Origin of the sequence: Janthinobacterium sp. PAMC25594, from assembly GCF_019443505.1 — a bacterium.
Taxonomy (GTDB): Bacteria; Pseudomonadota; Gammaproteobacteria; order Burkholderiales; family Burkholderiaceae_D; genus Janthinobacterium.
Genome location: NZ_CP080377.1, coordinates 2,571,090 through 2,595,811 on the forward strand (window position 1 = coordinate 2,571,090; position 24,722 = coordinate 2,595,811).

Annotated in this window: 25 protein-coding genes; 14 read left to right on the forward strand and 11 right to left on the reverse strand. The window is 64.9% G+C overall.

Going from position 1 to position 24,722, the window contains the following annotated elements; translation table 11 throughout:
- Positions 1-27 precede the first annotated feature (27 nt).
- Positions 28-249, forward strand: a complete 222-nt coding sequence (locus tag KY494_RS11630; protein WP_071079051.1) for an RNA-binding S4 domain-containing protein — start codon at positions 28-30, stop codon at positions 247-249.
- A 124-nt stretch (positions 250-373) separates the two neighbouring features.
- Positions 374-658: a hypothetical protein gene (locus tag KY494_RS11635; RefSeq protein ID WP_219891034.1), complete on the forward strand. Its 285-nt coding sequence runs from the start codon at positions 374-376 to the stop codon at positions 656-658.
- 7 nt (positions 659-665) lie between these two features.
- On the opposite strand, the gene KY494_RS11640 is transcribed toward KY494_RS11635, so the two are convergent.
- The 9 genes from KY494_RS11640 to KY494_RS11680 all read right to left on the reverse strand — a co-directional run bounded on the left by KY494_RS11640 (position 666) and on the right by KY494_RS11680 (position 8,707).
- Positions 666-2,288, reverse strand: a complete 1,623-nt coding sequence (locus KY494_RS11640) for a DUF692 family multinuclear iron-containing protein (protein ID WP_219891035.1) — start codon at positions 2,286-2,288, stop codon at positions 666-668.
- 17 nt (positions 2,289-2,305) lie between these two features.
- The gene (locus KY494_RS11645; RefSeq protein ID WP_219891036.1) at positions 2,306-2,608 is read right to left on the reverse strand and encodes a DUF2282 domain-containing protein; all 303 of its coding nucleotides are present in this window, start codon (positions 2,606-2,608) and stop codon (positions 2,306-2,308) included.
- Positions 2,609-2,849: 241 nt separating this feature from the next.
- A complete protein-coding gene (locus KY494_RS11650) occupies positions 2,850-3,050 on the reverse strand; it encodes a YjfB family protein (protein WP_219133217.1) in 201 nt (66 codons plus the stop codon).
- Positions 3,051-3,107: 57 nt separating this feature from the next.
- Positions 3,108-3,644 carry a molybdopterin-guanine dinucleotide biosynthesis protein B gene (mobB, locus tag KY494_RS11655; protein WP_116743428.1) on the reverse strand — a complete coding sequence of 179 codons (537 nt, stop codon included), beginning with the start codon at positions 3,642-3,644 and terminating at the stop codon, positions 3,108-3,110.
- Positions 3,645-3,726: 82 nt separating this feature from the next.
- Positions 3,727-5,184, reverse strand: a complete 1,458-nt coding sequence (locus KY494_RS11660; protein ID WP_219891037.1) for an alkaline phosphatase family protein — start codon at positions 5,182-5,184, stop codon at positions 3,727-3,729.
- 100 nt (positions 5,185-5,284) lie between these two features.
- Entirely contained in the window at positions 5,285-5,980 is a 696-nt protein-coding gene (locus KY494_RS11665; RefSeq protein WP_219891038.1) for a general secretion pathway protein GspB, read from the reverse strand.
- Position 5,981: 1 nt separating this feature from the next.
- Positions 5,982-7,613: an AAA family ATPase gene (locus KY494_RS11670; RefSeq protein ID WP_219891039.1), complete on the reverse strand. Its 1,632-nt coding sequence runs from the start codon at positions 7,611-7,613 to the stop codon at positions 5,982-5,984.
- A gap of 51 nt (positions 7,614-7,664) precedes the next feature.
- Entirely contained in the window at positions 7,665-8,189 is a 525-nt protein-coding gene (locus KY494_RS11675; protein ID WP_219133213.1) for a hypothetical protein, read from the reverse strand.
- A 230-nt stretch (positions 8,190-8,419) separates the two neighbouring features.
- Positions 8,420-8,707 (reverse strand): hypothetical protein, encoded by a 288-nt coding sequence (locus KY494_RS11680; protein WP_225243407.1) that lies wholly within the window; start codon positions 8,705-8,707, stop codon positions 8,420-8,422.
- Between the two features lie 347 nt (positions 8,708-9,054).
- Here KY494_RS11680 and KY494_RS11685 point away from each other — a divergent pair, with 347 nt between their 5' ends.
- The 12 genes from KY494_RS11685 (at position 9,055) to KY494_RS11740 (ending at position 22,188) form a co-directional block, all read left to right on the forward strand.
- Positions 9,055-9,927 carry a BadF/BadG/BcrA/BcrD ATPase family protein gene (locus KY494_RS11685; RefSeq protein ID WP_219891040.1) on the forward strand — a complete coding sequence of 291 codons (873 nt, stop codon included), beginning with the start codon at positions 9,055-9,057 and terminating at the stop codon, positions 9,925-9,927.
- A 2-nt stretch (positions 9,928-9,929) separates the two neighbouring features.
- A complete protein-coding gene (locus tag KY494_RS11690) occupies positions 9,930-10,664 on the forward strand; it encodes a GntR family transcriptional regulator (RefSeq protein WP_219133211.1) in 735 nt (244 codons plus the stop codon).
- The gene (nagA, locus tag KY494_RS11695; RefSeq protein ID WP_219133210.1) at positions 10,661-11,773 is read left to right on the forward strand and encodes an N-acetylglucosamine-6-phosphate deacetylase; all 1,113 of its coding nucleotides are present in this window, start codon (positions 10,661-10,663) and stop codon (positions 11,771-11,773) included. Before KY494_RS11690 ends, nagA begins: the two co-directional genes overlap by 4 nt.
- Positions 11,763-12,776 (forward strand): SIS domain-containing protein, encoded by a 1,014-nt coding sequence (locus KY494_RS11700; RefSeq protein ID WP_096234196.1) that lies wholly within the window; start codon positions 11,763-11,765, stop codon positions 12,774-12,776. The genes nagA and KY494_RS11700 overlap by 11 nt, the downstream gene beginning before the upstream one ends.
- A 139-nt stretch (positions 12,777-12,915) precedes the next feature.
- Positions 12,916-14,175, forward strand: a complete 1,260-nt coding sequence (locus KY494_RS11705) for an ABC transporter substrate-binding protein (protein WP_219891041.1) — start codon at positions 12,916-12,918, stop codon at positions 14,173-14,175.
- A gap of 7 nt (positions 14,176-14,182) precedes the next feature.
- A complete protein-coding gene (locus KY494_RS11710; protein ID WP_219133208.1) occupies positions 14,183-15,052 on the forward strand; it encodes a carbohydrate ABC transporter permease in 870 nt (289 codons plus the stop codon).
- Between the two features lie 2 nt (positions 15,053-15,054).
- Complete coding sequence (locus tag KY494_RS11715; protein WP_219891042.1) at positions 15,055-15,891, forward strand: carbohydrate ABC transporter permease; 837 nt, start codon at positions 15,055-15,057, stop codon at positions 15,889-15,891.
- Positions 15,888-16,898, forward strand: a complete 1,011-nt coding sequence (locus KY494_RS11720) for a glycoside hydrolase family 3 N-terminal domain-containing protein (RefSeq protein WP_219891043.1) — start codon at positions 15,888-15,890, stop codon at positions 16,896-16,898. The genes KY494_RS11715 and KY494_RS11720 overlap by 4 nt, the downstream gene beginning before the upstream one ends.
- Positions 16,899-16,955: 57 nt before the next feature.
- Complete coding sequence (locus KY494_RS11725; protein ID WP_219891044.1) at positions 16,956-18,293, forward strand: MFS transporter; 1,338 nt, start codon at positions 16,956-16,958, stop codon at positions 18,291-18,293.
- Between the two features lie 14 nt (positions 18,294-18,307).
- Positions 18,308-19,441 (forward strand): ABC transporter ATP-binding protein, encoded by a 1,134-nt coding sequence (locus KY494_RS11730; RefSeq protein WP_219133204.1) that lies wholly within the window; start codon positions 18,308-18,310, stop codon positions 19,439-19,441.
- 159 nt (positions 19,442-19,600) lie between these two features.
- Positions 19,601-20,917, forward strand: coding sequence for a M48 family metallopeptidase (locus KY494_RS11735; protein ID WP_219891045.1), 1,317 nt, complete (start codon positions 19,601-19,603; stop codon positions 20,915-20,917).
- A gap of 80 nt (positions 20,918-20,997) precedes the next feature.
- A complete protein-coding gene (locus KY494_RS11740; protein WP_219891046.1) occupies positions 20,998-22,188 on the forward strand; it encodes a DUF5009 domain-containing protein in 1,191 nt (396 codons plus the stop codon).
- A gap of 2 nt (positions 22,189-22,190) precedes the next feature.
- Here KY494_RS11740 and KY494_RS11745 read toward each other — a convergent pair whose 3' ends face one another.
- Positions 22,191-23,303 (reverse strand): acyltransferase family protein, encoded by a 1,113-nt coding sequence (locus KY494_RS11745; RefSeq protein ID WP_219891047.1) that lies wholly within the window; start codon positions 23,301-23,303, stop codon positions 22,191-22,193.
- Entirely contained in the window at positions 23,300-24,613 is a 1,314-nt protein-coding gene (locus KY494_RS11750) for a glycoside hydrolase family 18 protein (RefSeq protein ID WP_219891048.1), read from the reverse strand. Before KY494_RS11750 ends, KY494_RS11745 begins: the two co-directional genes overlap by 4 nt.
- Positions 24,614-24,722 lie beyond the last annotated feature (109 nt).

Genomic DNA, 24,722 nt, shown 5'->3' on the forward strand with positions numbered 1-24,722 from the left:
AAACACATCGTTGCAATAAGGGATACAATGCAAAAAGTAAGCTTTGATTTAACATCCGAGTTCGTCGAGCTGAACCAGCTGTTGAAGCTGGTCGGCTTGTGCGACAGCGGTGGCGCAGGCAAGGTCATGGTCGATAGCGGCGTGGTGAAGGTCGATGGCAAGAAGGAATTGCGCAAGACCGCCAAGATCCGCGCCGGCCAGGTCGTCAGCGTGGGCGATATCCGTATCACGGTCGTCGCTCCCGCCTGATCCCGGTATGGGGCGCGAAAGCAGCCCCATGCTCCAGCCAGCACCGCTGCCAGCCCGGCTGCCCTAGTCAAGCGGCAACACGTCGTTATTGTCAGATAAATATCGATTGCGGAAGGGAAGCGCCATGGACCATCCCGAACAAGGTACGCGCAGCCAGGAGCGCCTGATCGGCGACTTGCGCCAGGTAATAGAAAACGCGGAAGAATTACTGCGTAACACAGACAAATACACCAGCAGCCTGTACCAGAGCGCGCGCGCCAGGCTGGAACTGGCCCTCGTCGCGGCCACGGCCGAACTGGCCCGCTTTGAAGAGGAGCAAGTGACGCGCATGATGGACGCCACCCTGGCGGCGAACGCCCTGTACCACGATCAGACGGGCGAAGCGCGCTTGCTGCGGGCCTTCGAATAAAAAACCGTCACGCCGTCAACACCGCATGCGCCAGCCACTGACGCAAGTGTGCCGCCAGGTCGAATGCAGGGTCCCGCTCGAACGCCGCATCGAGCGCGGCGCCAAACGTTTGTCCTTGCTGCAAGGCCAGCAAGGCCGCGTGCGCAGCCGCATCCACTACCAGCACCTGCGCCTTCCAGCGCATCCGGCAGACCAGCGCGCAGCTGGCCAATTGCATCTCTTGCGGAAACCTTCTCTCCCCATCACCATCCTGATGCGCCTGCCACAAGGCCGCCACTTGCCAGTCGGATGCCAGCAAGGCGCAAGCGGGATGCAGGATAAAACGCCGCGCTTCGAGTTGATCGGGAGGCAGGGCGGCCAGCGCCTCGGGCGCCAGGCCCTGCGCATCGGCCGCGTAATGGGCCAGGTGCACGGCCCATTCCAGACGCGCCATGTCCGGCAGATACGGCAACTCGGCCGCAGGCGGAAAACTGCTCATAAAATCCGCGAAACGGGCGCCAAACTGGTTCAAATCGGCGCTATCTGACGGATATTGGCGGCCGTACGCACGCGCCAGGCCGCCAAAGAAATCCGCGCCCACCAACGCCAGCACGACGGGATAGGCTTGCGCCAAGCTGCGGCGCCAGGTGGCACTCAGATTGCCGCGGTACAAAGAGAAACGCTGCGGCACCGCCTCTCCCGCGAACGATGGCAACGTTGCCGCAGTATCGAGCAAGGCCGTGGCAAATGCTTGCTGGCCGGCCGCCAGCGCGTCAAGTGACGCGGGCGGTGGCGGTGGCGGCACCGGCACCCCATGCCACGGCGAATGTTGCTCGTGCTGCGCCAGCATGGCTTGTGCCTTGTCCGCTTCGCCCAGCAGGATAGCGAGCGGCGGCAAATCCGTGTCCCATTCGACCAGGGTGGGCACGGCACCAAAGCGCAGCAAGGCGGCCGCATACAAGTCCCAGACGGGCTCGGCCACGGCGGCGCCATGGTGGTCGATCACGGCGTGCGGCGTCAGCAGATGGCCGCCCAGGTGCAGCTCACCCACGCTGCCCGGCGCGATGGCCTGCATGGCCGTCAAGGCATCTTCGCCGTGGTTGCACTGGTTCACATACAAGTTGTTGATATCGAGCAGCAGCCCGCAGCCGCTGCGGCGCGCCAGTTCCGCCAGGAATTGCGCCTCGCTCATGGCATCGTCGGCAAAACGCAGGTAAGTGGAGACATTCTCCAGCAAGATCGGCCTTTTCAGCACCTCCTGCACCCTCCCCACTCTTGCGCATAACAAGTCGAGGGCCGCGCCATTCAAGGCCAGCGGCAACAGATCATTGAGTTGCTGCTGCGCCACGGCACCCCAGCACAGGTGCTCCGACACGAGGGCCGGCTCGATGCGCTCAACCACGGCGCGCACGCGCTGCAAATGGGCTTCGGAAAAGCCGCGCGCGGAACCCAGGCCCAGGCCCACGCCATGCAGGCTGAGCGGGTAATCCTGGCGCAGGGCGTACAACACATGACTATCCCAGCCCGAAGGCTGCAGATAATTTTCGGTATGTACTTCCAGCCAGCCGACCTTGGGCCGGCGCGTCAGAAAATCGCGGTAGTGCGCGGCGCGCAAGCCGACGCCGGCAAGCGCTCGAAGTGGCTGCGGCATGGGCAAGCGGCGACAGCTTACGGCTGCGTGGCTGGCTTGGCTGCCTTGCCGGCCTTGATGGGCTTGACGGAGCCGCCTGCCTGTTCGCACGTGCCCTTGGCAACATAGGTCCATTCCGTGGGCAAGTTGTCCGCCTCCGCCTGGCCCGCGCAGGAATGCGCGCCGTCGGACGAGGCGCAATCGTTCTGCCCCGCCTTGGCGACGCCGTAGCATTTTTCCTTGTCGCCTGGGGCGGGACCATCGTGGGCGGCCGCGTTGACGGCGGTACCGGCACAGAGGCCCGCGAGGGCAGCGGCGATGAGAGCTTGACGTTTGTTCATGGGGATTCCTCTTGCATGAGTCAATGTAATCGATAAGTGGGCACGCCCCGGGCTGCGCCATGCGCAACACGAAGTGATGGACGTCATTCTACTGAATCGGCCGAGTCATGGCGAACGGAGACGGAGGGAAGGCGAAAAGGAAGACGAAACGGCAGACAAAAACGCCCACTCGCCACCGTCGATGACGCGGTGGTGTGGGCGTAAGTAGTGCGAGCGCCAGACGGGCGCTACAGATCTGCGCTCAGGCTGTCGTGTTGATGCGGTTACCGAGGTGAGCCGGCAGGCTTGGCGCCGACTGTACCGGTGGTAACGCTTCCAGCAAGGCCGTGGCGGTCGAACTTTGAATATCCTGGGCTTTTTTCAGGACAGTCAAACCGACGGCTTGCCGCGTGCCTGTCTCCGCCATCGTGGTTGACAGTTGAGCAATGCTTGCGACGTCCATACGTTTCTCCAATGAGGTTCTACCAGTATTAACGGATGGCCGCAGCAAACCTTTAGCTTATTTTTCCAGCTTATTTTCCAACTGCAGCAGCAACCAGGCCAGCACGTGCTCGCGCGCATTCAAGTCCAGCCATTGCACGCCCTCGCGCAGGTCGGCCGGTGCCGGGCTGTCGGAGGCAACGGCGATCACATGCGGGTCATGCGGATACAGGGGCGCCTGCCCCACTTCCGGGCGAAATACTTCCAGCTTGGGAATGGGGTCCGTCTTGAAACCTTCGACCAGGGTCAGGTCTGCCGGCCCCATGCGGGCCAATTGCTGCGCCAGGCTCGGTTCCGGCGCGCCGCGCAGTTCATGTACGATGGCAAAACGATACGGCGACGCCACCAGCACTTCCGCCGCTCCTGCCAGGCGCAACCGGGCGCTGTCTTTTTGCGGTGGTTCCAGCGCCAGGTCATGGTGGCTGTGCTTGACCAGGTTGACGCGCAAGCCCCGCGCCGCCAGTTCCTTCACCACAAATTCCAGCAGGGTCGTCTTGCCGCTACCGGAACGGCCGATCACACCCAGTACCGGGTGGGCGGGCATCGCATCGTGCATGATCACTCCTTGATTGAGAAGCAGTGATTATACGCAGCCCTACCGGCGCCAGCGCCTGACATTGCCCAGCTCGTCACACAGGTCAAGCGTTGCCGGATTTCCCGCCATTCCTGGCGTCGGACGGCACCGGCTTGCCGTCCTGCCGCGCGCGCCGGCCCGCCGACTTCGGCGCCGTCTTGCCCGCTGGTTTGCCCGCTTTTTTATCATTCACCGCCTGCGCATTCCTGGCCATGCGCGCCAATTGCCGGTGGGCGGCGATCGCGCCCGCCTCGGCATCGGATTGCACGGGCACGGCGGCAACGGCAGCCATCTCGCCGGCTGGCTCCAGCGGGGCGAAGTCGTGTGCCCGCCCGTCCGCTTCCCAGGCGGCCCGCTGCGCCAGCACAGCCAAGGGCACGACGGGGGCCGCGCGCGGCTGCGCCAGGGTCAGCGCCGCGCCCAGGCCGCTGGCGGCCGCCACGCGCGCGCCCATCTGGGGCAAGCCGCCATCGGCGGCGCGGCAAAAGCGCTGCAGGATGGTTTTGATGATCGACGTGTGATCGACCACCTGATGGCTGACGCTGCCCGGCGCGATCAGCGGCGACACCAGCAGCATGGGCACGCGCACGCCGTACTGGCGAAACGCGGGGTCGTCGTCGTCGGCGGCGGGCGGCGGCACATGGTCGAAAAAGCCGCCGTGTTCGTCATAGCTGAGGATCAGCAAGGTGCGCGCCCAGGCGGGACCGCGCGACAGGGCCTGGTAAACCTGCGCCACCAGCGCCTGGCCGGCGCGGATATCGGCCGGCGGGTGGTCGTCATTCTCGAAGAAATGCGGATCGATCCAGCTGACCGGGGGCAAGGTGCCCGCCAGCGCATCGCCGATGAAGCCATAGCGGCGACCGCTGGAGCCGAAGGGCTCATACCACTCGGACGAGCGGTAATGGTCGTCGCTGAAGGCCAGGCTCCAGGGTTTCCAGGCGGAATAGAATTTCCAGCCGACCTGGGCCCGGTCCAGGTGGCGCACGAAGGACTTGTTCGCATACAGGGGCACGCGCTTGCTGTCGCGGCTGCCGGCCGCCTTGCCGCTGATCGCATACAGGCGGTTGGGCCAGGTGGCGCCCGGCACGGAACTGTAGCAGCGGTCGCAGACGCAGAACTGCTGCGCCAGGAAATCATACATGGGCAAGTCGGCCGCATTGTAGTAACCCATCACCAGGTCGATGTCGGGGTCGCCCGGATGCGTTTGCGCATAGTCGTCGACGAAGCCGCCGTTATTGTTTTGCAATTGCTGCGCCACCGACAGGCCCGTATGCGACGGGTCTTGTTGCGGGCCGAAGGCCGTGCGCCGCAAATGGTGCACGGGATACGTCACGCCCGCATGCACATTGGCATGGCTGGCCTGCAAGCCGTCGATGTCGGTGCGCCCTCCTTCCAGGCTCAGGTAGCCCAGCATGTGGTCGAACGAGCGGTTTTCCATCATCAGCACGACGATATGCTCGATGCGCGCCAGGTTTTCCGGCACATCCGCATCAAGCACGCCTTCACTGGCGGCAGCAATCATGGGAACTCCCCGGCCGCGCACACGGGCGCAGCGACCCTGGTTCGACCAGGCCAGGTCAGTATGGTTCAGCTATGGCGGCCCGGCCTTGATGCGCAACAAGTCAATACGGCACGCGGTAGCGGTAACCCTTGAAACTGAAGATGGCCGCCTTCGGCTGCAACTTTTCCAGCACCAGACCCGGTGCCAGCTCTTCGCCCTCGTGGCGCAGCACCTTGTCGATCAGCAACAGACGGTCGGCCGGATTCTTCGAATAGATATAGCCGCCGATGGCAATGGCGGGAATTTGCCGCTGTATCGGCTCGGGCAGGTCGCGCATGCCGGGTACGGTTTCCTCGGCGGCGGGCGTGGGCGGCACTGCGGGCGCCGGGGCCGCAACGGGCGGCGACACGGCCTGACCGGGCGTCTCCTGCTTCGGCTCCGCCACGGGCCTGGCATGGTGCACGGGCGCGGCGGTGGCCGCTGGCGGCACGGAGGCCGCCAGCGGCGCGGGTGCGGGTGCGACCGCCGCTGGCGGGGCAGCCACGGGCAAGGGAGCGGGCACGGCCTGGGCCAGCACGGCTGGCACGACAGCAACGGCCGCAGGCGACGCCGCGTCCGCCTGCCAAGGCTGCCACAGCAGCAGTGCGGCAGCCACGGCCACGACGACGCCGCCCAGCGCCAGCCACACGGGCGTGCGCCGCGCAGAAGCGGACGCCGCGCCATCATGCAGCTGCACTTGCGGTGCGTGAATCGACGGCAACTCGCCCAGTTGGCGCTCGGCCTGCGATTTTTTCAATGCTTCAAGTATGTAGGACATCTTATTTCCCCGCCACGATCGCCGTCGCAGCGGGTGCTGCCACGGCAGGAGCTGCGCTGCTCAGGCGCGGCTCCGCGTTGTCACCCAGTTGCCTCAGGCGTATGTACGTTTTCGGACCTGCCAGGCCATCGGCCCGCAAGTTCTGGCTCTGCTGGAAAGCTCGCAGCTGGCCTTGCATCTCGGCATCGAGCGGCAGGTTGGCGGCCGGTGCCGGCAAGCCACGCTGCTGCGCCAGGCGCTGCGCCAGCCAATCCACGTCGGCGCCACGGGCACCCAGCGGCACTTCGTCGCGCCAGCCGCGCGGGGCGCGCCAGAAGGTGGTAAAACTGCCATCGCTGCGCTGCGCCAGCTGGGCCAGGGGCAGGCTTTGTGGTTTGCCATCGAGCATCAAGGTGGCCGTCTCGCCCTGCAAGCGCGTCAGCAGCGCCAGCTGTTCCCTACCCTCCCCGTCGCGCAGCGCCAGCATGGCGGGAGTATCGAGCACGCGCAGTTCGGCGATGCCGCCCCGGCTGTACAGGCAGCGCAGGCCGGCACGGGCGCCCGCCTGGCAAGCGTCGCCGGCCGGCAACTGCTCGCCCCACAGGGCGGCCAGCTGGCGCAGCACGGCGTTGCGGTCCGGCACGCTGGCAAGGACAGGCGCGGCCACCGCTGCGGACGCGGCCGGCACGGATGCGGCCAAGGCCGGTGCGACGGCCGCCGGGGCGGGCACGCTGGCACGCGGCATAAAGTGCCAGGCCAGCGCGGCCGTCACCAGCGCACCGGCCAGCACGCCACCGGCCACGTGCGGCCAGCGCAAGCCCCGTCCGGCAGCCGGCTTGCCCTCTTCCGCAAACACTTCCTCGGCGGCACGGCGCAATATCTGGCGCGTCACCTGCGGCTGGTTTTCCACATAGGCACCCAGCAGCGCGCGTTCGCACAGCAGGTTGATGCGGCGCGGCACTCCCTTGCTCAAGGCATGGATCTGCGCCATCAGGCGCGGCGCGAACGGCGTCTGCGCCGTGCTGCCCGCCACGGCCAGGCGGTGGCGGATATAGCTGGCCGTCTCGTCCGCCGTCAGCGACCCCAGGTGATAACGGGCGATCACGCGCTGCGCCAGCTGCTCCAGCTCGGGCCGGGCCAGCATGGCGCGCAATTCCGGCTGGCCGATCAGGATAATCTGCAGCAACTTGCGCTCGCTCGTTTCCAGGTTGGTCAGCAAACGCAGCTGCTCCAGCACGGCGGCGGACAGGTTTTGCGCTTCGTCAATGATCAGCACATTGTTCTTGCCCTGCGCATGGCTGGCCAGCAAATGCGCATTGATGGCGTCGACATAGCCTTTCACGCTGGCCACGCCGGGCGCCACGGCTATGCGGAATTCCTCGCAAATCGACAGCAGCAATTCCTCGACGGACAGTTTCGGATTGAAGATATACGCGAGCTGGCAGTTTTCCGGAATCTGTTCCATGAAGCAGCGGCACACGGTGGTTTTGCCGGCGCCGATTTCTCCCGTCAGCAGCACGAAACCGCCGCCGCTGCCCACGCCATACAGCAGGTGCGCCAGCGCTTCGCGGTGGCGTTCACTCATGAACAGGTAGCGCGGATCGGGGGCGATCGAGAACGGCGATTGTTTGAGCTGGAAATAATGCGTGTACATGGAGACCCTGCGGATGAAACGATCAAAATGCGCGGCGGCAAGCCGAACCCCTCAGCGGGTGCGGGCGGGCGGCAACGGCTTGTATTTGGCGCAATACACTTTCGCCTTGCTACGGAAGTAGACGATTTTACTGCCAGGCATGGAACCACGGACAGGAAAGGCGGAATTGTCGAGTTTATTGAAACGCAGGCCCGAGGCGCTGCGGATGGCCGGTTCCAGCTTTTCCGGCGTCGAATCGGCTACCACGCCCATGAAGACGAGGGGGCTGGTGTCGTCGCTGACGATCACGTCGGTCACGGGCGCGCCCCACAGGGTGGCGTCCGTGCGGAACCAGTAGGCGCCCCCTTCATGCTTGTAGGCGGGGCCGAAAGCCGTCAGCAAATAGGCATAGAAGGCCTTGTTGTCGATCTGGTCGATGCACAGCACGGCATTGCCCACCACTTGCCCGAACGTGGACGGCGGCGGCTTGGCCTGCGCCAGCACGCCGGACACGGGGACACCGAAGCCCAGCAAGGCGAACGCCGCCAGCAGGGCCGGCGCACGCCAGGGACGCATCAATGCACGGCGCACGCGCATGATCAGCGCTTGCGCTCTTCTTTCTTGACCTTCTTGGCTTCCTTCTTTTCCTTCATGCTCTTGGCCGGTTCCTTCTTGGCTTCTTTCTTGCTGTCCTGTGCCTTGCTCATCATCTACTCCATGCTTGGGCGAAAATGCCTGGGCCATTATGACACTCCCCCATGAAAATGCCACCCGAAAAGCAAAACGGCCGCACAAGGCGGCCGTTCCAGTCAGGCATCAGCGCCCTATCAGTGCAGGCACAGGCGGCGGCGCGTCTTTTCGATCAGCTCCGCATCGTAGGGATACAGGTTCTCGATAAAGAACAATTCCGTTTCGGCCTCGTCTTCCAGGCACATTTCGATCATGACCGGGCCATCGCTTTCGCGGCCCAGGAAATCCTTCGGCCAGCGGTTCTTGCGGTGCGTGCGCATCATTTCCATGCCCAGCTTGGCCAGCGGCGCCGACACGCCGGCGGCCAGCGCCTCTTGCTGCCAGTCGTCCCAGTACTCGCTCTTTGCTGCCTTGTCGTTCATCATGCTCTTCCAACTCAGGTGTAAAAGGCGGACTTTACTCTTCATGGCGCGCCTTGCCAAGCATGCATACAAGCAATAGCGCAACACCAGACATAGACCAGTCTGAAAAAATTGGCATTAAACAAGGCCAATTTCAATACCATTCACGAAACACAAAAATCCCTTTATTAACAAATACTTGCAATCACCACCTCGGGCATGGCGCGGCATCGCACAAAGCATTTGTTAATACCACTTAAATACCTGTTGACAAGCCATCGAGGCGACAATATAGTGCCTTCAGCTTTTTCGCCGCCCGACAAATAAAAAAACGAGACAGGCGCAATCAACCATATGCGGGACTGCACAACATGATCGAATACATAATCGGCGTCGACGGCGGGGGCAGCGGCACCCGCGTACGCCTGGCGCGCCTCGATGGCCAGGAACTGGCGCAGGGACAAAGCGGCCCATCCGGCCTGGGTCTGGGCATCGAACGGGCCTGGACGTCCGTGGCGCATGCCGTCACCCTGGCCTTCCGCGCCGCCGGCCTGGAACAGCCTTCCTTGCAGCGTATGGCCATCGGCCTGGGCCTGGCCGGCGTGCACAACAAGCAGTGGGCCGCCAGCTTTGTCGAACACAATCCCGGCTATGCCTTGGTGGCACTCGAATCGGATGCCCTGACCACCCTGCTGGGCGCGCACGCGGGCCAGCCCGGCGTCATCGTTGCCATCGGCACCGGCAGCGTAGGCGAAGTGCTGCACGCGGACGGCAGCCGCCACGAAGTGGGCGGCTGGGGCTTTCCCTCCGGCGACGAAGCGGGCGGCGCCTGGATCGGCATGCACGCCATCAACCACGCGCAGCAGGTGGTCGACGGGCGCGTGCCCGGCAGCGCCTTTGCCACGGCCGTCATCGACGCCTGCGGCGGCCAGCGCAACGCCATGCAAGTGTGGCTGGCGGCCGCCAGCCAGACCACGTTCGCGCAACTGGCGCGGCTGGTGCTCGAACATGCGGCCAGCAACGTGGTGGCGCGCACCATCCTGAACGACGCGGGCCAGCAGATCGCCCTCATCGCCAGGGCGCTCGACCCGGCCGGCACCTTGCCCGTGGCCCTGTGCGGCGGCCTGGCGGCGCCCTTGTCGGCCTACCTGCCGGCGGCACTGTTGCAACTGGTCGTGCCGGCACAGGGCGACTCGGCCGCAGGCGGCCTGCGCCTGATCAGCAAGCACTTGCAGGAGCAATGACCATGCTGACCAAACTGTCCGCCTTCAAACCGAATCCCGCCAGCGACACGCCGCTCTACATGCAACTGGCGAACATGCTGTCGGACGGCATCGCCAGCGGCGACTGGCGCGCCAACCAGGCCTTGCCCTCCGAGCGCGTGCTATCGGACATCCTGGAAATCTCGCGCGTCACGGCGCGCAAGGCCATCGACATGCTGTGCGACCGGGGCATGCTGACGCGCAGGCGCGGCTCGGGCACCTACATCACGCCCAAGCTGGAGCAGCCGCTGTCGCGCCTGACGAGCTTTTCGGAAGAATTGCGCCAGCGGGGCTTCACGGCCGGCTCGCGCTGGCTGCAGCGCGATATCGGCGTGGCGGCGCCGCTGGAACTGCTGTCGCTGGGCCTGTCGCCGCACATGCCGGTGGCGCGCCTGCGCCGCCTGCGCACGGCCGACGAAGTGGTGATGGCGATCGAGACGACCACCATCCCCGCGCTGTACATGCCGGACCCGCAGCAGGTCACCGATTCGCTGTACGGCTATCTGGAGTCGCGCGGCACCATCCCGATGCGCGCGCTGCAGCATATCCGCGCCGTCAACGCCACGGCGGAACAGGCCAAGCTGGCCAATATCAAGACGGGTGAAGCCATGCTGCACATCACCCGTGTCAGTTATCTCGACAACGGCGCAGCGGTGGAACTGACCCACTCGTATTGCCGCAGTGATTATTATGAATTCGTAGCGGAGTCGCGCAGATGAGCAGCACTATCAAAGGCAATATCCTTACCCCCGGCGGCTGGATCCACGGCGCCATCGCCTTCGGCGAGCGCGTCGACAGCATCACCGGCGATTCCCTCCACCCGTCAGGCAACAGCGACGATTATATTCTGCCCGGCTTTATCGACCTGCACGTGCACGGCGGCGCCGGCAAGGACATCATGGAAGGCGGCGAAGCCGTCTACACCATCGCGGCCATCCACGCGCGCCACGGCACCACCAGCCTCCTGGCCACCACCATGACGGCGCCGCCGGAAGATATCGACGTGGCCCTGACGGCCATCGGCATCGCCGCCAACCACCGCCGCCCGAACACGGCGCGCGTGCTGGGCGCCCACCTGGAAGGCCCGTACATCAATTCCGGCAAGCTCGGGGCGCAGCCGAACTACGCGCGCGCCGCCACCCTGGCCGAAATCGAGCGCCTGCAAACGCTGGCCAAACTGCGCGTCATCACCGTGGCGCCGGAAATCGCCGGCCACCTGGACCTGGTGCGCGCCCTGGCCGACGCCGGCGTGCGCGTGCAGATCGGCCACACGCTCGGCTCCTATGAGGACGGCGTGGCCGCGCTGGAGCATGGCGCCATGGGCTTTACGCACCTGTTCAACGCCATGAGCGGCCTGCACCACCGCGAGCCGGGCATGGTCGGCGCAGCCCTGGCGCACGCCGAATATGCGGAACTGATCCCCGACCTGCTGCACGTGCACCCGGGCGCCATCAAGGTGGCCCTGCGCGCCATCCCGCGCCTGTACTGCGTCACCGATTCGACCGCCGCCACCGGCATGCCGGACGGCGAATACATGCTGGGCCGCCACGCCGTGCAGAAATGCATGGGCGGCGTGCGCCTGCCCGACGGCACGCTGGCGGGCAGCACCCTGACCCTGGACCAGGCGCTGCGCAACCTGGTGGGACTGGGACTGGACCTGGCCGACGCGTCCAAGCGCGTGTCGACCAATGCCGCCGATTACCTGGGCCTGGAAGAACGCGGCCGGCTGGCCCCCGGCACTTACGCCGATCTGGTGGTACTCGATCGCGATCTCAAACTCAAAGCTGTATATATAGAAGGAGAAATCTGTGACCTCAATGATGCTTAAAGAAGCCATTTCCGCCGCCGAATGCGTCGCCCTGCAACTGGCCAGCGACACGGAACGTTACGCGGAACTGGGCCGCAAATTGAGGAGCACCTCGTTCTCGACCGCGCTGACCATCGCGCGCGGCAGCTCCGACCACGCCTGCAACTACGTCGCCTACCTGATCATGGCGCGCCTGGGCCGTGTCGTCGCCTCGCTGCCGATGTCGCTGGTGACCCTGAACAAATCGCCGCTGGTGACGCGCGATACGCTGGCCATCTCGATTTCGCAATCGGGCCAAAGCCCGGACGTGGTCGAACCGATCCGCTACTTCCGCGACGGCGGCGCCACCACCGTGGCCCTCGTCAACGACATCGATTCGCCGCTGGCGCACGCCGCCGAATGGGCCATGCCCCTGCGCGCCGGCAAGGAACAAAGCGTCGCCGCCACCAAGAGCTTCATCACCAGCCTGGTCGCCGGCGCGCGCATGGTGGCCCAGTGGCAGAACGACCCCGAGCTGCAGGCGGGCCTGGAAGCGTTGCCCGAAGCGCTGCTTGAAGCGACGCGCATCGACTGGTCGCCCGCGATCGATGTGCTGGCACCGGCGCGTAACATCATGGTCGTGGGACGCGGCATCAGCTTCCCCGTGGCGCTGGAAGCGGCGCTGAAATTCAAGGAAACCTCGGCCCTGCAGGCCGAAGCGTTCAGCGGTGCCGAAATCAAGCACGGCCCGATGGCCCTGATCGAAGACGGCTACCCGCTGCTGATTTTCGCCACGCGCGGCCCGACGCAAGCCGGCCTGCTGCAACTGGCAACAGAGATGCGCGGCCGTGGCGCCAAGGTTCTGCTGGCGGCGCCCGCCGACGTGGCCGAGCGCGACCTGACCCTGCCCGTGGCGGCCACGCCAGATCTCGATCCGATCGTCGCCATCCAGTCCTTCTACGTGATGGCGGCGAAACTGTCGGCCGCGCGCGGCATGGACCCGGATGCGCCGCGCCACCTGAGCAAGGTCACCAAAACGAACTAACAGGCAGTACCCGGCAACTGCGCCCCGGCACGGGACGCGGCTGCCGGCCGCAGTATGCGAAAAGAATATAAGCGACGGCAAGGGCATGTACCCGCGCCGCGGACTCATGGACATTGGAGCGCCACGCTCCAGGATAAAAATGACGATCAAGAGACTGTTGGCAGCATTTGCCTGCGCGGGCCTGCTCGCGCCACAGGCATGGGCTGCCGAGAAAATCGAATTCTGGACCTTCAGCATGAAGCCCAAGTTCACGCCGTATTTCAATGCGGTGGTGGCGCGCTATGAAGCGCAGAATCCCGACGTCAAAATCGAATGGATCGACTTCCCGTGGGACGTCATCCAGACCAAGCTGGTCACGCGCATCGTGGCCGGCACGCCGCCCGCGCTGGTCAGCCTGAACGTGCCCTGGGCCGACGAATTTGCGCGCGACGGCTTGCTCACACAAGTCGATGGCCTGATCGCGCCAGCGCGCGCCAGCTACATTCCCAGCGCCCTGGAAGACTTGCGCTTCAAGGGCCGCACCTATGGCTTCCCCATGTACAGCAATGTCGCGGTGATCGCCTTCAATACCGCCATTTTCAAGCAGGCGGGCCTCACGCGCGGCCCCGCCAGCCTCGATGAACAGCTGGCGTTCGCGCGCCAGATCGCGCAACGCACGGGCAAGGCCGGCATCGCCCCCGCCCTCTCTAAAATCGATGGCCTGTTCATGCAGCAGGGCCTGGCCGTCATCACCGACAACCGCGCCGTCTTCAATTCGCCGCGGCACGTGGCGCTGGTGCAGAAACTGGCCGACACCTACAAGGTCGGCGGCCTGCTGAAGGAAAGCCTGTTCGCCGAAGATAACTTCCCGGCCGTGATCGACGCCTACAAGGGCGGCCGCCTGGGCATGCTGCTGGCGCCGCCGACGGCCATGCAGCGCATCCGCGGCGATGCGAAAGACATCTACGCCATCACCGACGTGGCGCCCGCGCCGCTGGGCCCCACCGGCATCGCCGACGGCGGCTGGCTGGTGCACTTCGCCATCCCGAAAGGCGTGCCGGCGCACCTGCTGCCATCGGTCGGCAAGTTCGCGCGCTTCCTGACGAACGACGCCAACCAGCTCGAATTCGCCAGGCAGGCCAGCGTCTTCCCCACCACGATCAAGGCGGCGGCCGACCCGTTTTTTCTGTCCACGCCGCAGAACGCGGGCGCGGCCGAGAAAGCCGTCGCCGCCGGCGCCCTGTCGATGGGCCACTCGCGCACGCTGTACGTGGCCGGCATCGACGACTACGACGAATTGCGCCGCTCGCTGGTAAAAGCCGTCGAGGCGGGCGTGACGGGCAAGCAGGACGTGAAACAGGCGCTGGACCAGGCCGTCGCCATCTGGAACCGCAAGCTGGCCACCCTGCCGCGCCACTAAGGACACCATGAAACTCGCCCACCGCCACACTCTGCAAGCCTGGCTGTTTCTCGCCCCGGCCCTGCTGCTGCTGGCCGCCTTTTCCTTCTGGCCCGTCGGCTACGGCTCCGTGCTGGCGTTCACCGACTACAGCCTGATACGCGAGACGCGCTTCGTCGGCCTCGACAATTTCCGCTATATCTTCAACAACGAGATGTTCGTCTCGGGCCTGAAGAATTCGCTGATGTTTTTGCTGATGGTGCCCTTCGTGCAAGTGGGCGCCATCGTGCTGGCCGTGCTGGTGAACAACCGCCTGCCCGGCATCCGTTTGTTCCGCGCCGCCTTCTACGTGCCCGTGGTGACCACCGTTTCCGTGGTCGGCATCATGTGGGGCTTCATGTTCCACGAACAGGGCGCCTTGAACTACGTGATGCTGACCCTGAAACTCGTGAACGCGCCCGTGGGCTGGCTGACGAACGACAGCCTGGCCCTGTTCGCCGTCATGTTCGTCACCTTGTGGCGCGGCCTGGGCTGGTACATGGTGATGTACCTGGCGGCGCTGCAGTCGATCCCGTCGGACATGCAGGAAGCGGCCATGCTCGATGGCGCCAACCGCTGGCAGCGCTTCTGGAAAATCACCGTGCCGATGCTGCGCCCCACCATCATGCTGTGCTCCATCCTGTCCGTGCTGGCGGCCCTGAAGGCTTACCAGGAAGTTGACGTGCTGACCCAGGGCGGCCCGATGAACTCGACCTTCACGGCGCTGTACTACGCGTATGACCAGGGCCTCAAACACTTGAAACTGCCGCGCGCGCTGGCCGCCAGTTTCGTCGTCTCGCTATTCTGCATCGGCATCGCCCTGCTGTGCCTTCGCTATTTGAAACCGAAGCACCGCTGACCATGAAAACCCGTTTCCGCCCCCTGAAAACCCGCCTGCAAATACTGGGCCACTATGCCGTGCTGTGCGCGATCGCCGTCGTCTGCGTCTTCCCGTTCTGGTGGACGCTGGTGACGGCCATTTCCACGGAAGGCAATATCTTCGCCTTCCCGCCCACCTTCTGGCCGAAGGCGCCGTCTTTTGAGAACTTCATCGAAGTGTTCAATGCGATTCCCATCTGGTCGTTCTTCAAGAACTCCGTGCTGATCGCCGTGTTCACCGTGTTCTGGAAACTGCTGCTGTGCTCTTTGGCCGCGTATCCGCTGGCGCGCCTGAAATTCCGTGGCCGCAAACTCGTGTTCGGCCTGATCCTGGCCACGCTGGTGCTGCCGTCGGAGGTGAATTTTCTCGTCAACTTCATCACCATCACGCAAATGAGCCTGGTCGACACCTACACGGGCGTGATCCTGCCCAACGTGGTGACGGCCGTGGCCATTTTGCTGCTCAAGCAGGCGTTCGAGGAAGTGCCGCAAGACCTGATCGACGCCGCACGCGTGGACGGCGCCTCCGAGTGGGTCATCTTCAGCCGCATCATGCTGCCGCTGATCACGCCATGGCTGGCCACCGTCGGCATCCTGACGGCCGTCGAATCGTGGAATGAATACATCTGGCCCTCCATCGTCATGAGCAAGCCCGATGAATTCCCCCTGTCGGTGGGCGTGCTGTATTTGCGCGGCACGTTCGGCAGCAGCACGCGCGTGATCGCCGCCGGCACCCTGATCACCATCGTGCCGACCTTGCTGGCATTCCTGTTTACCCAGCGCTTCTTCATGCGCGGCATGGACGGCGCCGTCAAATGAGCGCCGCCATCGCCACCGACCTGCGCCGGCTTGCCGGGCAGCTGCTGATGACGGGCATCCCCGGCATCGAACTCGATGCGGCCACGGCGCAATGGCTGCAGGCCAGCGGCGTGCGCGCCGTGTGCCTGCGCGCGGCCAATCTGCGCGATGCGGCGCAGCTGACGCGCCTGAGCGCGGACTTGCGGCGCGCCCTGGGTCCGCAAGCGCTGATCGCCATCGACCCGGCCGGCGTGCCTTCGGCCTATCCGGCATGGCTGCCGCAGCCACCGGGCGCCATGGACCTGTGCGCCCTTGGCGACGCGGAGCTGGCCAACGGCACGGGCGCGGCGACGGCGCGCGGCTTGCGCGCACTGGGCATCAACTGGCTACTGGCGCCCCTGATCAATCTCGACACCGGCGCGGCGCAGGCGTTTGGCGGCGATCCGGCACAAGCGGCCGCCATGGCGCAAGCCTGGACGGCGGGCTGCCAGGCCGAGGGCGTGGCGTGCTGCGCCAGGCTGTACCTGCCGCGGCACGGCGCCGGCGGCCAGCTCCCCAGCGTTGACAAGACCCGCTCGCAGCTGGAAGAACACGATTTCGTGCCGTTTCGCCAGGCCGCCACGCGGACGGCCTCGATGATGGGCGCGCACGTGGCCTATCCAGCCCTCGACGCAAGCCAGCCCGCCAACCTGTCGCCCGCGGTGATGCATGGCTTGCTGCGCCAGCAGTGGGGCTATGGCGGCGTGCTGCTCACGCCCGGCATCGACGCGCAAGGCGCGCACGTCGGCGCGCGCGCCCTGCTCGCCGGCGCCGACATGGCGCTGCTGGCCGATGCCGCGCAGTTGCCGGCCGCGCTGGACGACGTGGGCGCCGCGCTGGCCTCTGGCGCCCTGCCGCTGCAAGCGGTGGGCGCGCGGCTGCAGCGCCTGGCGGCCATGGCCGCACGCTACCCGCCCGCCAGCGGCGTGTACGCGCAGGAGGCGGCCGACCGCATCATCATGGCCGAGGCCAGGCGACGCTGCCAGTGAGCGCCGCCCTTGCCACCGAATCAAACCGCACTTTCAAGACGACCCGAGGAAGCATCCATGAACGACAAGACCAGCAGCAGCAACCGTAGCCAGGGCGGCGTCCGCAGCCCGATTTCGTGGGTGCCCACCTTGTACTTCGCCCAGGGCCTGCCGTTTTACGCGGTCGCGCTGGTGGCCGGCCTGATGTTCAAGAGCATGGGCGTGCCGAACGACCAGATCGCCCGCTGGACGGGCCTGATCGGCTTTGCCTGGGTCTTCAAGTCGCTGTGGAGCCCCTTCCTGGAGCTGGCGTCGAGCAAGAAGACCATGGTGGTGCTGTTCCAGTTCCTTGGCGGCCTGAGCCTGGGCCTGATCGCGCTGGCGCTGCAAACGCCGCTGTGGTTCGCCGCCTGCATCGCCGTGCTGTTCGTCGCCGCGCTGGCCTCGTCGACGCACGACATCGTCTGCGACGGCCTGTACATCGCCAGCCTGTCCGACAAGCAGCAGGCGGCCTACGCGGGCTGGCAGGGCGCCTTCTTCAATGCGGGCAAATTCATCTCGCTGGGCGGCCTGGTGATCCTGGCCGGTTACCTGGAAAAAAATATCGGCGTCAAGCCTGCCTGGTCGGTCATCTTCCTGATCATCGGCGCCATGATGCTGTCGCTGGCCGCGTACCACCTGTGGGCGCTGCCGCAGGTGCGCAATGCGGCCGTGGCCGACGAGAGCGTGGCAGGCATCAGCCGCACCCTGTGGGACGTGCTGGTGGACTTCCTGAAAAAGCCCGGCATCTGGGGCATGATCGCCTTCATCATCCTGTTCCGCGCCGGCGAGGCGCAAGTGCAGACCATCGGCCCGCTGTTCCTGCGCGAAGCGCGCGAGCTGGGCGGCCTGGGCCTGTCGACGACGGAAGTGGGCGCCGTGTACGGCACGGCCGGCACTGTGGCCTTTTTGCTGGGCAGCATAGGCGGCGGCTACTTCACGTCGTGGCTGGGCCTGAAGCGCGCCATGTTCTTCCTGATCCTGGCCATGAATTTGCCGAACCTGGTGTTCTATTACCTGAGCCACAGCATGCCCACCGACCTGACCCTGATCACGGCCGCACTGAGCGTGGAAATGTTCGGCTATGGCTTCGGCTTCGTCGGCCTGATCCTGTTCATGATGCAGGTGGTCTCCGTCGGCAAGTACCAGACGGCCCACTATGCGTTCGCCACGGGCGTGATGCAGCTGGGCTTCGTGCTGTTCAAGATGATCAGCGGCGACATCCAGACGGCGCTCGGCTACAAGACCTTTTTCCTGTGGGTGCTGGTGTCGGCCGTGCCCGTATTGATCCTGTCGCGCTTCATGCGCATCGGCCCGAAGGATACCTCCGACCCATCTGATGCCGGCGCCACTTCCGCGCCGGCCAGCGCCAGCTAGGAATCACTCACCCCATGGCACACATCGTTTTAAAGAATATCGTCAAGCTGTACGACGACAAGCACCCGGTCATCCACGGCATCGACCTCGATATCCGCGACGGCGAATTCGTCGTCTTCGTGGGGCCGTCCGGTTGCGGCAAATCGACCCTGCTGCGCATGATCGCCGGGCTGGAAGACATCACGGACGGCGAGCTGCATATCGGCGGCAAGCTGGCCAACGACATCGCGCCGGCCGAGCGGGGCCTGGCCATGGTCTTCCAGAGCTATGCCCTGTACCCGCACATGACGGTGTACGAGAACATGGCGTTCGCCCTCAGCCTGGCCGGACACAAGAAGGCGGAGGTGCGCGCCGCCGTCGAGCGCGCGGCCGAGATCCTGCAGATCACACCTTTGCTCAAACGCAAACCGAAGGACCTGTCGGGCGGCCAGCGCCAGCGCGTGGCCATCGGCCGCGCCATCGTGCGCAAACCCAAGGTCTTCCTGTTCGATGAGCCGCTGTCGAACCTCGACGCCTCGCTGCGCGTGCAGATGCGCGTGGAGATTTCGCGCCTGCACCAGGAACTCAAAACCACCATGATCTACGTCACGCACGACCAGGTCGAGGCCATGACCCTGGGCGAGCGCATCGTCGTCTTCAACGGCGGGCGCATCGAGCAGGTGGGCAGTCCGCACGCGCTATATAACCATCCCGGCAACCTGTTCGTGGCCGGCTTCCTGGGCGCGCCGAAGATGAACTTCATCGCCTGCGAGGCCGTCGCCTGCGGCCCCGGTTCGGTGGCCGTGCGCCTGCCCGGCGGCGCCGTGATCGAAGTCGAGGCGCACGGTGACGCCGTGGCGCCGGGCGAGCAGCTGACCCTGGGCGTGCGCGCCGAGCATGTCAGCCTGCAGCACAGGGAGACGGAGAACAACAACGTGATCGATGCCAGTGTCAGCCATGTCGAATACCTGGGCGACGTGGCCATCGTTTACGCCAGCATGCCGGGCGTAAACGACATGCTGGCCGTCAAGCTGCCGGCCGAGGATGGCGTGCGCCGGGCGGGCGACGCCATGCGCCTGCATTTGCCGCCGCAGCGCTGCCTGCTGTTCGATGCCGCAGGGCAAGCACTGGCGCGCACGTTTGCCGCACCCGCTCAGCCGTTTATGTGACAATAGCCGCTCTGTATCATGCCGCTTCTGTTTGTCTTATGCAGGCAGACTGGCGGAAATGTGTTTTTTCGAGCTTCCCTGCCCCTTTGCGAGGCTGCTGCGCGATGTTGCGGCTGCCACTGCAGGTGCGTATTTTTGTTATTGATTGAAGGATAACCCATGTCCCAATTCCGTCTTGCCCGTCTCAGCCTGATCCTGGCCGCCATCGGCCTGAACGTCCTGCCAACCCTGTCGCACGCGCAGGATGCCAAGCCAGCCGCTGCCGCCGGTGCACCCGCCGCCGCCCCGGTCGACACAGTGCGCCCTGAAGTATTCAAGCTGCTCGATCCGGACGCCGTGAAGGCATCGATGGATGCGAAAAACTACGCCGACGTACAAAGCCGCATCGACCAGGCCGCCGCCATTCCCGCCCTGACGCCCTACGAATTGTTCGTGCTGAACCGCCTGCGCGTGGCGCTGGCCTCCACCACCAACAATGCGGCCATGGCCATGACGGCACTGGAAGCGGTGATCGAATCGGGCAAGCTGGACAAGAAAGCCCAGGGCGACTTCATCCAGGCGCTGGCCAACTACCACTACAACGCCAAGGATTATCCGAACGCCATCAAGTGGTTCACCCGTTACCAAACGGAAACAGGCGACGTGGCCACCGTGCGTCCCTACATCATTCGCGCCTACTACTTCAGCAATGATTTCGCGCGCGCGAAACAGGAACTGATGGCCGACCTGATGGCCAAGCAGCAAGCGGGCAAGACGCCGACCATCGAAGAACTGCAATTGCTGGCCAATACGGGTTCGAAGAGCAAGGACCCGGCCACCTACCTGGTCGCCATGGAAAATCTGGTGCGCTACTACCCGTCGGATGACTACTGGAGCGATTTGCTGAGCCGCACGCAAGGCAAGGCCGGCTATTCGGACCGCTTCGCACTCGACGTGCTGCGCCTGCAATTCAAGGCCGTGGGCACCATGCCACCGCAAGATTACAGCGACATGGCTGAAATCGCCTTGCAGAACGCCTTCCCGACGGAAGCGAAAAAAGTCCTCGACGCGGGCTTTGCCAAAGGTGTGCTGGGCACGGGTGCGAATGCCGCCAAGCACAAGAAACTGCGCGATCAAGCCAACAAGGCTGCCGCCGACGATGCGAAAAACATCGCCAGCGGCGAAGCCTCGGCCATGAAGAGCAAGGATGGCACGGGCTTGATCAACCTCGGTTACGCCTTCGTGACGATGGACCAGTTCGACAAAGGTATCGACCTGATCCAGAAAGGCATCGCCAAGGGCGGCTTGAAGCGTCCTGAAGACGCCAAACTGCGCCTCGGCTATTCCTACGCCATGGCCGGCAAGAAAGATGAAGCCATCAAGGTCCTGGAAACGGTCAAGGGCGGCGACGGCGTGGGCGACCTGGCCCGCTACTGGATCCTGTGGCTGAACCGTCCTGCCACGGCAGCGGCGGCACCGGCAGCAGCGGCGCAGTAATTCCTGCTCCCGCACCATGCGCAAAGCGGTTCCCGGCTCAGGCCGGGGCTGCTTTTTTTTCGACCTTTTCTCATCCTTCCATGCCGCCATCGACCTCCCCCGCCGAACGCCTGATCAGCCTGGACGCCTTCCGCGGCTGCGTGATCGTCACCATGATCTGGGTCAACTACCTGGCCGGCATGCCAGGCATTGCCTTCTGGCTCGAACATGCGGGGCCGCGCGCCGATGGCATCAGCGTGCCCGACCTGGTCTTTCCCGGCTTTCTGTTCATGGTGGGCATGGCCATACCGCTGGCCTTGCAGCGCCATTGCGGCCACGTCACGCCAGCCTTGCTGGGGCGTTTGCTGTGGCGCTCCGCCAGCCTGATGCTGGCCGGCGTGGTGCTGGCGAATGCCTACCGCTACGATGCGCAGGCGGCGCTGCTGCCGCAGACCGTGTACTTGCTTCTGTTTTATATGGCCATGATGCTGCTGTGGCGCCAGGGCGCGGGCAAGCTGGAACTGGCCGCCGGCGGCGTGCTGATGTTGTTCCTGCTGGCGACGTTCCGCGGTGAATTAAATAGCGAGTTTTCCAGCACCTGGCTGCAACCGTCATGGTGGGGCATCCTCGGCATGATAGGCTGGTCTTATCTGCTGTGCAGCTTGATGTACCTGGCGTGCCGGGGCAGCGGCACGGCGCTGATGGGCATGTTTGCGCTGCTGCTCGTGCTGTACATGGGCGGCACGGCGGGCAGTCTCGATTTCCTGCCGGCAGGCATCAATGCCATCGTCAATGTGCCGCAAGTGCTCGGTTCGACGGCGGCCAACGTGCTGGCCGGCACCCTGGTGGGCCAGCTGTTCCTGCGCGACGCGGCCCTGAGCCATGGGCAGCGCATCCGTTTCATGGCGTGGTTCGCGCTGGGCCTGCTGGCGGCCGGCCTGCTGCTGCGGCCGTATCACCACATCAACAAGATCGCGGCGACGGAATCGTATACCCTGGTCTGCAGCGCCCTCATCCTGGCCCTGTTCCTCGTGTTTTACATCGTCATCGATGTGTGGCGCTGGCGCGCCTGGGCGGTGCTGCTGTTGCCCGCCGGCACCAATGCCCTGTTCGCCTACATCGTGCCCGACCTGTGGCAGCAACTGGCGGCCGTGCTGCACCTGCCGCGCTTCTGGTGGCCCTACCTGGAGACGGGCGGGGCGGCCGGCCTGTGGAATGCCGCCGCCGTCACCGCCCTGATGCTGCTCTTCACCGCGCTGGCCACGCGTTACGGCCTGAAGCTGAAGTTCTAGCGCTAGACCTTGATATAAATCTTGCGCTTGTCCATGGCGTAGGCGATCAGCCAGCACAGCAGCATGAAGCTGACGGCAAACAGCAGCGAACCCACGCGCGCCGGCGCCCAGCCTGTAAACCACTGCTGGTACAGCCACTGGTACAGGTTGCCGCTGCCGATGCGCACGGTAAACGCGATGATCACCAACACTTCCGACACCAGGTAGATGAACAGGGTGTTCTTGCCGAAGACTTCAAAAAAATACGTCCAGCCCGTAATCTTGCGCACGTCGATGATGAACATCAGCAGCGCCAGCAGCAGCAAATCCAGGCCGATGCCCAGCATCACGTAAGAGCTGGTCCACAGCTTCTTGTTGATCGGAAACACCTCGTTCCAGCACAGGGCCACGGCCACGCAAATGATGCCGGCCACGGCCAGTTGAAGCAAGCTGGAGCGCAGCCGTGCCGGCGTCGCCTGGCGCAAAAAGCTGCCCGCCAGATAGCCGGCAATCACATTGACGATGGCCGGCAAGGTACCGAGCACGCCTTCCGGGTCGAAGGCGAGGCCTTCGCCGTGATACAGATGATTGTCGCCCAGCAGGATCAAATCGAGCTTGGCCGGCGCGTTGCCGTGCAGCGTATAGTCGCCCCAGGTCGCCAGGATGGCCCAGTAGCCGAGCAAGGCGCAGGCGCAAAAGACGAGCGCGCCCCGTGTCTTCCAGTAATGCAGGATCAGGGCGGCGGCCAGGTAGCACACGGCGATGCGCTGCAGCACGCCGGGGGTGCGCGTGTGCGACAGCGGCGACCAGGCGAACTGTCCCGCATCGTCGAGCTTGAAGAAGGGGAACCAGTACAGCAGAAAGCCCAGCAGAAAGATCAGCGCGCTGCGCTGGCACAGCTTGGCCAGCACGGCGCCATGGCCCAGGTGCTCATATTTGCCCAACGCAAAGGCCAGCGCATTGCCGACGACAAACAGGAAGCTGGGGAAGACCAGGTCCGTCACAGTAAAACCATGCCATTCGGCATGCAGGAACGGCGCATACACGCTGCCCCAGTCACCGGGCGTATTGACGACGATCATCAGGGCCACGGTCAGGCCGCGCAGGACGTCGAGGGCGAGGTAGCGCTGGTTCATGGCTGCGTCCCTTTCAGGATGGGCGCCAGGGCCGTGCCCAGCACCTGCTGCGCATCGCCGCTCAATTCCCAGAACATGCCGCCGCGCAAACCCTTGTCGCGGATATAGCGCACTTTATGGGCCACCGACTGCGCATCTTCATAGCTGATGAAGACGCCGCTGTCGCGGTTGTACAGATACGGTACTTGCGACGCGGCATTCCAATGGCGCTGGAAGCCGCGTGCGCCCTTGCCATCGACCAGGTAGCCTTGCTCCAGCAGATGCCGGTAAGTGAAGGTCGGCGTGGCGTCATTGCCGCTGGCCGCGCCCTGGCACGCCTGGTACAGGCCATCGCCATGGGGACCGGCGGCGCACTGCTTCCAGCCATAGCCATAGAAGGGCACGCCCAGCACCAGCTTGGCGGCAGGCACGCCGGCGCGCAGGAAGCGCGTCACGGTGGCATCCGCATACAGATGCTTGTCGCGCTGCGGATCGGCCGGGTCGGCATACAGGGGTGCCAGCTGGCCATTTTCGGCATCCCATACGCCGCGGTAGTCATACGTCATCAGGTTGATCCAGTCCAGCTGCGCCGCCAAGCGGACGATCCAGCCCGGCGCGGCGTCGCTGTCATCGCTCAGGCTGGCATGCGCGCCAGCGGCGATGGTGATCAGGTAATGGCGGCCAGCCGCCTGCTTGCCCGCCTGGTCGAAAGCGCTGCGCAGTTCGGTGGCCAGGCGCACATAGTTTTCCTTGTCGTCGCCGCGATGACAGACTTTGCCTTCGATACAGGGAATGCCCCCCGTGGCCGGATGTTCCCAGTCGATATCGACGCCATCGAGGCCATGCCGGCGCACCAGTTCCAGCGCGGAAGCGATGAATGCCTGGCGCGCGGCCGGCGTGGCGGCCACGTCCGAAAAGCGGTTCGACCAGATCCAGCCGCCCACCGACAGCAGGACGCGCAGCCGTGGATGACTTTGCTTGAGCGCATTGAGCTTGCGCAAATTCTCGGCATCGGCTTGCGGCGCCGGCAGCACGATGCTGCCATTGGCCGGCCGGGAAGGCTGGCCCTGCGCATCGAGGCAGGCGCTCACGCCACCACCCTCGGGCGCCGGGTTACCGTGTTCGCCATCCCAGCAAATGTCGGCGAACGCGTACTGGATCAGGCTGACATTGCCAGCGCGAATATTGTGCTCGTTAACGGGAAAATCGGCCGATTTCCAGCCGGGATAATAAGCCACCACTTCCGGCGCGAAGGTCGGCGCGGCGGGAGCGGCAGAGGCGGCCAGTGGCAGCGCGCAGGCGAAGCAAGCCAGCATTGCGTGTAATGTCATCGGAGGTATCCCACCCTATAAAGAAAACCATCTTGCAATAAAAAAATGGCGGAGCCAGCTGCGCTCCGCCATTGTCATGCCATCCCGGGTGTCCGCCGGGAGGCATTAA

Bases quoted from the DNA above. Each gene is read 5' to 3' on its own strand.
- KY494_RS11660 (WP_219891037.1), bottom strand. From the start codon at position 5,184: ATGATTGCTGCCGCCAGTGAAGGCGTGCTTGATGCGGATGTGCCGGAA.
- KY494_RS11685 (WP_219891040.1), top strand. From the start codon at position 9,055: ATGATCGAATACATAATCGGCGTCGACGGCGGGGGCAGCGGCACCCGC.
- KY494_RS11670 (WP_219891039.1), bottom strand. From the start codon at position 7,613: ATGTACACGCATTATTTCCAGCTCAAACAATCGCCGTTCTCGATCGCC.
- KY494_RS11735 (WP_219891045.1), top strand. From the start codon at position 19,601: ATGTCCCAATTCCGTCTTGCCCGTCTCAGCCTGATCCTGGCCGCCATC.
- KY494_RS11665 (WP_219891038.1), bottom strand. From the start codon at position 5,980: ATGTCCTACATACTTGAAGCATTGAAAAAATCGCAGGCCGAGCGCCAA.
- KY494_RS11745 (WP_219891047.1), bottom strand. From the start codon at position 23,303: ATGAACCAGCGCTACCTCGCCCTCGACGTCCTGCGCGGCCTGACCGTG.
- nagA (WP_219133210.1), top strand. From the start codon at position 10,661: ATGAGCAGCACTATCAAAGGCAATATCCTTACCCCCGGCGGCTGGATC.
- KY494_RS11630 (WP_071079051.1), top strand. From the start codon at position 28: ATGCAAAAAGTAAGCTTTGATTTAACATCCGAGTTCGTCGAGCTGAAC.
- KY494_RS11725 (WP_219891044.1), top strand. From the start codon at position 16,956: ATGAACGACAAGACCAGCAGCAGCAACCGTAGCCAGGGCGGCGTCCGC.
- KY494_RS11715 (WP_219891042.1), top strand. From the start codon at position 15,055: ATGAAAACCCGTTTCCGCCCCCTGAAAACCCGCCTGCAAATACTGGGC.
- KY494_RS11690 (WP_219133211.1), top strand. From the start codon at position 9,930: ATGCTGACCAAACTGTCCGCCTTCAAACCGAATCCCGCCAGCGACACG.
- KY494_RS11710 (WP_219133208.1), top strand. From the start codon at position 14,183: ATGAAACTCGCCCACCGCCACACTCTGCAAGCCTGGCTGTTTCTCGCC.
- KY494_RS11740 (WP_219891046.1), top strand. From the start codon at position 20,998: ATGCCGCCATCGACCTCCCCCGCCGAACGCCTGATCAGCCTGGACGCC.
- KY494_RS11635 (WP_219891034.1), top strand. From the start codon at position 374: ATGGACCATCCCGAACAAGGTACGCGCAGCCAGGAGCGCCTGATCGGC.
- KY494_RS11730 (WP_219133204.1), top strand. From the start codon at position 18,308: ATGGCACACATCGTTTTAAAGAATATCGTCAAGCTGTACGACGACAAG.
- KY494_RS11680 (WP_225243407.1), bottom strand. From the start codon at position 8,707: ATGATGAACGACAAGGCAGCAAAGAGCGAGTACTGGGACGACTGGCAG.
- KY494_RS11645 (WP_219891036.1), bottom strand. From the start codon at position 2,608: ATGAACAAACGTCAAGCTCTCATCGCCGCTGCCCTCGCGGGCCTCTGT.
- KY494_RS11650 (WP_219133217.1), bottom strand. From the start codon at position 3,050: ATGGACGTCGCAAGCATTGCTCAACTGTCAACCACGATGGCGGAGACA.
- mobB (WP_116743428.1), bottom strand. From the start codon at position 3,644: ATGCACGATGCGATGCCCGCCCACCCGGTACTGGGTGTGATCGGCCGT.
- KY494_RS11675 (WP_219133213.1), bottom strand. From the start codon at position 8,189: ATGCGCGTGCGCCGTGCATTGATGCGTCCCTGGCGTGCGCCGGCCCTG.
- KY494_RS11720 (WP_219891043.1), top strand. From the start codon at position 15,888: ATGAGCGCCGCCATCGCCACCGACCTGCGCCGGCTTGCCGGGCAGCTG.
- KY494_RS11705 (WP_219891041.1), top strand. From the start codon at position 12,916: ATGACGATCAAGAGACTGTTGGCAGCATTTGCCTGCGCGGGCCTGCTC.
- KY494_RS11640 (WP_219891035.1), bottom strand. From the start codon at position 2,288: ATGCCGCAGCCACTTCGAGCGCTTGCCGGCGTCGGCTTGCGCGCCGCG.
- KY494_RS11750 (WP_219891048.1), bottom strand. From the start codon at position 24,613: ATGACATTACACGCAATGCTGGCTTGCTTCGCCTGCGCGCTGCCACTG.
- KY494_RS11700 (WP_096234196.1), top strand. From the start codon at position 11,763: ATGATGCTTAAAGAAGCCATTTCCGCCGCCGAATGCGTCGCCCTGCAA.